The sequence below is a fragment of the Salinarimonas soli genome (assembly GCF_008386575.1).
GTDB classification, from domain to species: Bacteria; Pseudomonadota; Alphaproteobacteria; order Rhizobiales; family Beijerinckiaceae; genus Salinarimonas_A; species Salinarimonas_A soli.
Window position 1 is genome coordinate 158,988 of record NZ_VUOA01000014.1, and the last position, 7,407, is coordinate 166,394.

9 protein-coding genes are annotated in these 7,407 nt (G+C 72.1%); 6 read left to right on the forward strand and 3 right to left on the reverse strand.

Features of this window, described 5'->3' with window-relative positions; genetic code table 11:
• Window positions 1-4 precede the first annotated feature (4 nt).
• Genes F0L46_RS06385 through F0L46_RS06405 form a run of 5 tightly spaced genes read left to right on the forward strand, consistent with a single transcriptional unit; the run spans window position 5 to window position 5,103 of the window.
• Window positions 5-1,786, forward strand: coding sequence for a bifunctional alpha/beta hydrolase/class I SAM-dependent methyltransferase (locus F0L46_RS06385; RefSeq protein ID WP_149816234.1), 1,782 nt, complete (start codon window positions 5-7; stop codon window positions 1,784-1,786).
• On the forward strand, window positions 1,783-3,108 hold the full coding sequence (locus F0L46_RS06390; RefSeq protein WP_149816218.1) for a phosphatase PAP2/dual specificity phosphatase family protein: 1,326 nt from the start codon (window positions 1,783-1,785) through the stop codon (window positions 3,106-3,108). The genes F0L46_RS06385 and F0L46_RS06390 overlap by 4 nt, the downstream gene beginning before the upstream one ends.
• Window positions 3,105-3,539 (forward strand): hypothetical protein, encoded by a 435-nt coding sequence (locus F0L46_RS06395; protein WP_149816219.1) that lies wholly within the window; start codon window positions 3,105-3,107, stop codon window positions 3,537-3,539. The genes F0L46_RS06390 and F0L46_RS06395 overlap by 4 nt, the downstream gene beginning before the upstream one ends.
• Window positions 3,536-4,168 (forward strand): lysophospholipid acyltransferase family protein, encoded by a 633-nt coding sequence (locus F0L46_RS06400; RefSeq protein WP_149816220.1) that lies wholly within the window; start codon window positions 3,536-3,538, stop codon window positions 4,166-4,168. Before F0L46_RS06395 ends, F0L46_RS06400 begins: the two co-directional genes overlap by 4 nt.
• Entirely contained in the window at window positions 4,165-5,103 is a 939-nt protein-coding gene (locus F0L46_RS06405) for a phosphatidate cytidylyltransferase (RefSeq protein ID WP_149816221.1), read from the forward strand. The genes F0L46_RS06400 and F0L46_RS06405 overlap by 4 nt, the downstream gene beginning before the upstream one ends.
• A gap of 252 nt (window positions 5,104-5,355) precedes the next feature.
• Here F0L46_RS06405 and F0L46_RS06410 read toward each other — a convergent pair whose 3' ends face one another.
• On the reverse strand, window positions 5,356-5,835 hold the full coding sequence (locus F0L46_RS06410; protein WP_149816222.1) for a hypothetical protein: 480 nt from the start codon (window positions 5,833-5,835) through the stop codon (window positions 5,356-5,358).
• A 46-nt stretch (window positions 5,836-5,881) separates the two neighbouring features.
• Window positions 5,882-6,067, reverse strand: a complete 186-nt coding sequence (locus F0L46_RS06415; RefSeq protein WP_149816223.1) for a hypothetical protein — start codon at window positions 6,065-6,067, stop codon at window positions 5,882-5,884.
• A gap of 99 nt (window positions 6,068-6,166) precedes the next feature.
• Between F0L46_RS06415 and F0L46_RS06420 the strand changes: the two genes are divergently transcribed.
• Entirely contained in the window at window positions 6,167-6,394 is a 228-nt protein-coding gene (locus F0L46_RS06420; protein ID WP_149816224.1) for a hypothetical protein, read from the forward strand.
• Between the two features lie 73 nt (window positions 6,395-6,467).
• On the opposite strand, the gene F0L46_RS06425 is transcribed toward F0L46_RS06420, so the two are convergent.
• The gene (locus tag F0L46_RS06425; RefSeq protein WP_149816225.1) at window positions 6,468-6,848 is read right to left on the reverse strand and encodes a hypothetical protein; all 381 of its coding nucleotides are present in this window, start codon (window positions 6,846-6,848) and stop codon (window positions 6,468-6,470) included.
• Between the last annotated feature and the right edge of the window lie 559 nt (window positions 6,849-7,407).

A 7,407-nucleotide genomic window follows, 5' to 3' on the forward strand; every position in this document is an offset into this window, starting at 1 on the left:
CGAGATGCCTGTGCCCACCGCCTCTACCGCCGCTCCGACCCGCCCGGTCCTGGAGGGCAGCTTCACGGCGAGCGACGGCGTGGAGCTGTTCTACCGCCACTGGCCCGCCGCCGGATCCCGGCCCCGGGGCGCCGTCCTGCTCCTGCACCGGGGGCACGAGCATTCGGGGCGTGTCGCCCATCTCGCCGACGAGCTCGGCATGCCCGACCTCGCGATCTTCGCCTGGGACGCGCGCGGTCACGGCCGCTCTCCGGGGAAGCGAGGCTTCAGCCCCGGCGTCGACCAGTCGGTGCGCGATCTCCAGGCCTTCGCCGACCACGTCGCTGAGACGCACGGGATCGCCATCGAGGATATCGCGGTGGTGGCGCAGAGCGTCGGCGCCGTGCTCGCGACCGTCTGGGCGCACGACTACGCGCCGCGGATCCGGGCCCTCGTCCTCGCCTCGCCCGCCTTCCACGTGAAGCTCTATGTGCCGTTCGCCCGGCCGGGCCTGGCGCTTCTACGCCGCCTGCGGGGCGACTTCGCGGTGAATTCATACGTCAAGGCGGGCCTCCTGACCCGCGATCCCGCGCGGCGCGCAGCCTACGCTGCCGATCCGCTCGTCACCCGGCCGATCTCTGTGAACATGCTGCTGGGGCTGCACGCCGCCGCCAAGCGGGTGGTGGCGGACGCGCGGGCGATCACGATCCCGACCCAGCTCATCGTCTCGGGAGCGGACGTCGTGGTCCGTCAGGGGCCGCAGCATCGCTTCTACGAAAATCTGGGCTCGGCCGAAAAGGAGCGCCACGTCCTGGTGGGCTTTCGCCACGACACCTTAGGCGAGCGCGACCGCGAGACGGCTCTGGTCAAGGTACGGGCGTTCCTGGAGGCGTGCTTCGCGGCGCCCCCGCACCGCCCGACGCTCCTCGACGCGCACCGGACGGGCTTCACCCGGGACGAGGCGGACCGCCTCGCGACGCCGCAGCCGGCCCTCTCCCCGGCGGGCCTCGGCTGGGGCGTCGTGCGCCTGGGCCTTCGGCTGGGAGGGCTCGTCTCGGAGGGCCTGCGGATCGGGCGCCGCACAGGCTTCGATTCAGGGTCGACCCTCGACTACGTCTACCGTGACGAGGCCAGGGGCATGGGCCCCCTGGGGCGCCTCGTCGACCGCCTCTATCTGGACGCCGTCGGCTGGCGCGGCATTCGGCGGCGAAAGATCCTTGTCGAGGAGCTCCTGCGGGATGCCATGGCGCGCCTCGCCGCGGCGGGCGAGCCCGTGCATGTGCTGGACATCGCCGCGGGCCACGGCCGGTACGTCCTGGACGCCCTCGACGGGGGCCCTGCCCCTCCCGCGAGCGTCACCCTGCGGGACTACAGCGAACTCAACGTCGCGGCCGGCAAGCGGCTGATCGCCGGGCGGGGTCTCCAGGGCGTGGCGCGCTTCGTCGCGGGTGATGCCTTCGACGCCGGGAGCCTCGCCGCCGCCGAGCCCCGCCCGACCCTGGCGGTCGTCTCGGGGCTCTACGAGCTCTTTCCCGACAACGCCGTGGTCGGCCGATCGCTCAAAGGCCTCGCTGCCGCCGTGCCGCCGGGGGGCTACCTGGTTTATACGGGCCAGCCTTGGCATCCCCAGCTCGCCTTCATCGCGCGCGCGCTCACCAGCCATCGCGGCGGCGCTTGGGTGATGCGCCGGCGCAGCCAGGCCGAGATGGATGCCCTCGTCGAGGCGGCGGGCTTCACGAAGGTGGCGCAGCGCATCGATCCCTGGGGCATCTTCACGGTCTCGCTCGCACGTAGGGCAGCGTCGTGACGGCGCTCGCGGCGGCCCGCCCCGCCGGGCGGCCCTGGCGGCGCGCAGCCCTATGGCTCGCCGGCTTGGCGCCGTTCTTCTACGCGACCTACGGCCTGGCCAACTGGCTCGCGGCGCAGCGCGACGAGGTCGGCGCCGTCGTCTTCGCCTTCGAGCGGCACGTGCCCTTCCTGGCCTGGACCATCGTGCCCTATTGGTCGATCAACGCCTTCTACGCCGCCTCGCTCTTCGTCCCCGCGACCGCTGGCGAGCTCGACCGGCACGGGCGCCGTCTCCTGACCGCGCAGGCTGCAGCGGTGGCGTGCTTCATCCTCTGGCCGCTGCGCTTCACCTTCGAGCGCCCGCCGGTGACAGGCTTGCCGGGCTTCATGTTCGACGCGCTGACGAGCTTCGACAAACCGTTCAACCAGGCGCCCTCGCTGCACATCGCGCTCCTCGTCATCCTTTGGGACCTCTACGCGCGCCATCTGCCGCCGGCCTGGCGTCCGGCCCTGCACGCCTGGTTCGCGCTCATCGGCGTCTCCGTGCTCACGACCTATCAGCACCATTTCGTCGACGTGCCGACCGGCGCGCTCCTTGGCTTCGCCTGCCTGTGGCTGTGGCCGCTCGCGGGGGACACCCCGCGCCCAGGCCCGCTCGCGGCCGATCGCCGGCGTCGGCGCCTCGCGGCCGCCTACGCGGCGGGAGCGGCGCTTCTCGCCGCTTTCGGGGCGGGCCTCGGCGGGGTGGCCCTCTGGCTCGCCTGGCCGGCCCTCTCGCTCGCCCTCGTGGCCCTGGCCTATGCGTGCGTCGGCGCAGCGCTGTTCCAGAAGGCGCCCGACGGCACGGTCAGCCTCGCATCGCGGGTGCTGCTCGCGCCCTACCGGCTCGGCGCTCACTTGAACGCTCTCGCCTGGACGCGGGGCGAGGCCGCGCCGGTCGAGGTGGCCGACGGCGTGCATCTCGGGCGGCTGCCGTGGGGGAGGGCCAAGCCTCGGTGGCGCGGCGCGACCCTGGTCGACCTGTGCGCCGAGCTGCCCTCGCCCGGGGGCTTCGCGGCGGTTCGGGCCGTGCCGCTCCTCGACCTCGCGACGCCCTCCCCGGCGCGCCTGCGCGCCGCGGCCGAGGCGATCGAGCGGGCGCGGGGGGACGGACCCGTGCTCGTCGCTTGCGCCCTGGGCTACGCGCGCTCCGCCGTTGCCGTCGCGACCTGGCTCCTCCGGACGGGGCGGGCGGGCGGCGTCGACGAGGCGGTCGCGATGGTGCGCCGGGCGCGTCCGCGGGTGGTGATCGGTGACAACGCGCGGCTGGCCCTCGCCCGTGCGGCCGGTGTGCTGCCATGACCCGAGACCCCGCCCCCGCCCTGATGGCGGCGATCGCCGCAGACCTCCTGGCTCAGGCCCGGCCTCTGCGGGCGCTCTCGCTCGCCCTGGCGTCCGCCGCCGCCCTGGCGCTCGCCGGCGGCGCCGTCGCGGCCCCGGGCCCATGGCTGTGGGCCGCGGGCCTCAGCTTGGCGGCGGGCCTTGCCCACGGCGCGCTCGCGGTGCGCACGGGCTTCGACGAGGCGCTGTTCCGGCGCCTCGGCGGGGATCCGGACCTTCAGGGCTTCGACACGGCGATGACGGCGCTAGGCCTCCTGCCCGCCGCGAAGGCCGGGCGGGCGATGGCCGCCCGGTTCGCCGGCGCGCGCCGGCTCCTGGCGCTCCAGGCGGCGGCGCTCGCGGTCCAGGCGGGGTTGCTGGGGCTCGCGGCGGGCCTGGCGGGGCTCGCATGATCGACCGGCTTCTCGCAGGCGGCCTCGCCGGCTTCGCCCGCGCCGTCACGGGCGTGCGGGCGGACTGGCGCGGCTGCGCGCCCGTTCCCGAGCAGCGGATCTACTACGCCAACCACGCGAGCCACGGCGACTTCGTGCTGATCTGGTCCGTCCTGCCCCCTCCTCTCCGGAGGGCGACCCGCCCGGTCGCGGCAGCCGACTATTGGGGCCGCGACGCCCTGCGGCGCTATCTCGGGCAAGCCCTGTTCGCCGCGGTGCTCATTGACCGCAACCCGGCGGCCCGGGCGGCGGACCCGATCGCCGCCATGGGAGACGCGCTGGACGCCGGCTCCTCCCTCATCCTCTTCCCCGAGGGCACCCGTAACGCCACCGACGCGCCGCTCCTACCCTTCAGGAGCGGGCTCTACCACCTTGCGCGCGTCCATCCGAGGGTCGCCTGCGTGCCGGTCTGGATCGAGAACGTGAACCGCGTGCTCCCCAAAGGCGAGTTCCTGCCCCTCCCGCTCCTGTGCTCCGTCACCTTCGGCGAGCCCCTGCGGCCGGCCCCGGAGGAGGGCAAGGCCGCGTTTCTCGACCGGGCGCGCGACGCGCTCCTGACCCTCGCGCCCGGCTGCCGGGAGGCCCCATGACCGCACACGCCCTCGCCCTGTTCGCCGCCGTCGTCGGCGTGCTCACGACCGCCTCCCTCGTCGGCCTGGTCTTGCGCCGGCGCGCCGCGCTCGCAGGCCCGAACCCCACGATCGAGAACCTCAATGCCCGCATTCGAGCCTGGTGGGTCATGGTGGCGGTGCTCGGCGGCGCCTTTGCCCTAGGCAAGGCCGGGCTCGTCCTCGTCTTCGCCTTCGCATCGTTCACGGCGTTGCGCGAGTACATGACGCTCACGCGCACCCGGCGCGGCGACCACTACGCCCTGGGAGCCGTCTTTTTCGTCATCCTGCCCGCGCAATACTGGCTCGTCTGGACGGAATGGTACGGGCTCATGGCAGTGTTCATCCCCGTCTACGCCTTCCTGCTCCTGCCCATCGCCGCGGCCCTGAGGGGCGACGCCACGAACTTCCTCGACCGGGTCGCGGCGGTGCAGTGGGGGCTGATGATCTGCGTGTTCTGCCTCTCGCACGTGCCCGCCCTGGGCATGCTGGACATCCCAGGCTACGAGGGCCGCAGCCTTCTCCTGGTCGTCTTCCTGATCCTCGTCGTGCAGATGAGCGACGTGCTCCAATATGTCTGCGGCAAGATCTGGGGGCGTACCCCAGTCGCGCCGGTCCTGTCCCCATCGAAGACCTGGGAGGGGCTGATCGGGGGCGGGGCAGGCGCCATGCTGATCGGCACGGCCCTATGGTGGGCGACGCCGTTCTCTCCGCTCCAGGCTTGTTGGCTCGCAGGCCTCGTGACCCTGATGGGTTTCCTCGGCGGTCTCGTCATGTCGGCGATTAAGCGTGACCGAGGGGTTAAGGATTGGGGACACCTGATCGAAGGCCATGGCGGGGTGCTGGACCGCCTCGACTCGGTGGTGTTCTCCGCCCCCATCTTCTTCCACGTCGTCCGGTACGGGTGGACCGTGTAGCTGTCCCACGAACGGGTTCACCGCTCCCGTCGCGGATGACGTGGCTCCGTCGAGGTCGGCCGGCCCCAATGCGTTCGAGGCTGGAATGCGGAGGGAAACATGGGCGGCAAACGTCACATGCCCGCGGAGACCGTTGCCTAGCCCGCCCCTTGGCTGTGGCTCCTTACGGACGCCACGAGCCCGTGAGCGACGGCGAGGCACGATCCCTGGCCCGAACCGCTCCCCTTCCCATGGCAATTCCCGGTCGATCACCTAATCGGGGATGCGGGTGAGACGCGGACGCCAGATCCCGAGGACCACGTTCGCCGTCGCGACGGCGAGCAGCAGCCACAGCGTCCCCTGCTCGGCCCCAAGCGACGCCCCGAGCGTTGCGCGATCAACCCGGCCGGCGAGGGCTGCCGCGCTCTGTTCGGCCTCCACCTGCATCGGCCCCAGCACGCCGACGAACGTGCCCTCGAAGACCAGGACGCCGGTCAGCAGCTTCAGCCAAACCCAGCCCGCGTTGTGGTAGGCGCGGGTCACGGCCATGCTGACGAGGCCCGCCAGCAGCACGAGGGCAACCGAAGGAAAGAGAAGCCAGGTGGCGACGGCGCTCATCGTGCCGCGGATCAGGGCGTAGCCGTCCAGCGCGCTCGGGGCGGGCAGGCGGCTCATCATGACGAGCAGGGCCGCGAGGGCTCCGGCATATCCGAGCGAGCCCATCGTGTGAAGGAACTTGAGGAAGCGTCGCACAGCGTCGAGACCAGCCTACCGCAGCGCTGAGCCTTAGCACAGGCCGCTAGTGCAGGCGAAGGGAACGCTCTGCCTGCGCGGTTCTCAACGACAGGCGCTCGCACTCGCCGTCGAGGCCGGCGAGAAGCGCATCGACCCCGCACCTCGCGATCCGGCGCACGAGCTCGGGCGCGGTCTCGTCGCTCGCGACCTCCGCGAGGTCCTGCATGATCGCGTCCAGGCGATCGAGCACCCCAGTACTCTCCGTCATCCGTCCGCCCCCGAATCAATTTGTTGTTTGTACCTTCGGAGTAGCGGCTTCGCTTCGTCGCGCCAAGCGGGTTCCTATGGCTTGACCGACCTGTGGCGGGCGGGCGTCCAACACCGGTCGGACATGAAATGCCCCGCCGGGTTGACCAAGAAGGACAGCGGCTCGCATGACGACCACCACCCCTACATTGCGGGTGCCCTCGCTGCCGCTTTCGAGGGACATCGCGTGCGGCTGTCCGCCAACGGCGACGCCGCCGCCCTGCTCGAGGAGGAGCGGGGCGGCGAGCCGCTGGCCGGTCACCGACCCTGATCGTCGGGACGCGAGATCAGCCCGCGGGGCGTCGCAGCCCTGGGCCGGACGCCTTGCGGATCACGCCTGCCACTCAGTACGCGTCGCGGCGACGGTCCCGCTCGTCCGATCGGCCGTAGGTGGCTCCGTAGCGATCGCTGCTGCGGCTCATGCCCCGCGCCACGTCGTCCCCATGCGACCGCTGGCCAAAGATCAGCCATGCGAGCCCAAAGCCGACCGCGCCGGCCAGGAACGTCGCCGTCAACGTATCCACCCCGCCGAGCGCCTCGCTGCCCCGTCGGTAGTAGCGGCCACCTTGGTCATAGGCCTCGTCCCACAGCTCGGAGGCCGTGCTCGCAGCGCTGCGCATCGCATCCTGCGCCTGGTCGGAGAAGCCGTGGTCCCCACGGTTCTGCCTGTTCGCCCCGCCGGCGTTCGACCCTCGTCCAGTGCCGGCGCCTTGGTTCTCAGCCATGTGTTCCTCCATGTGGCTTCGGAGCAGCGTGGTCGACGCTCCTTGCCAAGGGGAACGCCCGCCGGGTCGGAACGTTCTGCGCCGCCGTGCGCGTCCCACCTCGCGTCGGGCCGTAGCTCATTCGCGTGCGGCACGCGCAGCCGCGGACGTGCTCCAGGTGGTGAGCTCCCGAAGCGGCGAACACGGCCGCCATGCGCCCATTTAGACCTACGCGACGAGGAAGCGGCTCCTCGGAAGAGGTCGCTGCGTAGCCTTCCCGACCGAAGGCGACCATCCACTCCCATTCCGAGCAGGCCGATCGCAGCGCGGATCGGTTCACGAGGCCCGGCGCGCCCATCGCTTTTTGCCGCGGGGACGCCCGGGGTGGTGTCGAGACGGATCACGCGCCGGACCCGGTCAGCTGACCTCGGCAACGCCCACCATGGCTGAGGATCGGCGGGCGCCGGGCGTCCCAGGCGCTTGTCCGAAGGCCGCCCCGTCAGACCAGGCACGCAGGGCCAGTCCACCTTGGATCGGCAGCTGGGCTCATGGACCGGAGAGACTCGGATCGCGGACCGCG

Bases quoted from the DNA above. Each gene is read 5' to 3' on its own strand.
- F0L46_RS06385 (WP_149816234.1), top strand. From the start codon at position 5: ATGCCTGTGCCCACCGCCTCTACCGCCGCTCCGACCCGCCCGGTCCTG.
- F0L46_RS06395 (WP_149816219.1), top strand. From the start codon at position 3,105: ATGACCCGAGACCCCGCCCCCGCCCTGATGGCGGCGATCGCCGCAGAC.
- F0L46_RS06400 (WP_149816220.1), top strand. From the start codon at position 3,536: ATGATCGACCGGCTTCTCGCAGGCGGCCTCGCCGGCTTCGCCCGCGCC.
- F0L46_RS06405 (WP_149816221.1), top strand. From the start codon at position 4,165: ATGACCGCACACGCCCTCGCCCTGTTCGCCGCCGTCGTCGGCGTGCTC.
- F0L46_RS06425 (WP_149816225.1), bottom strand. From the start codon at position 6,848: ATGGCTGAGAACCAAGGCGCCGGCACTGGACGAGGGTCGAACGCCGGC.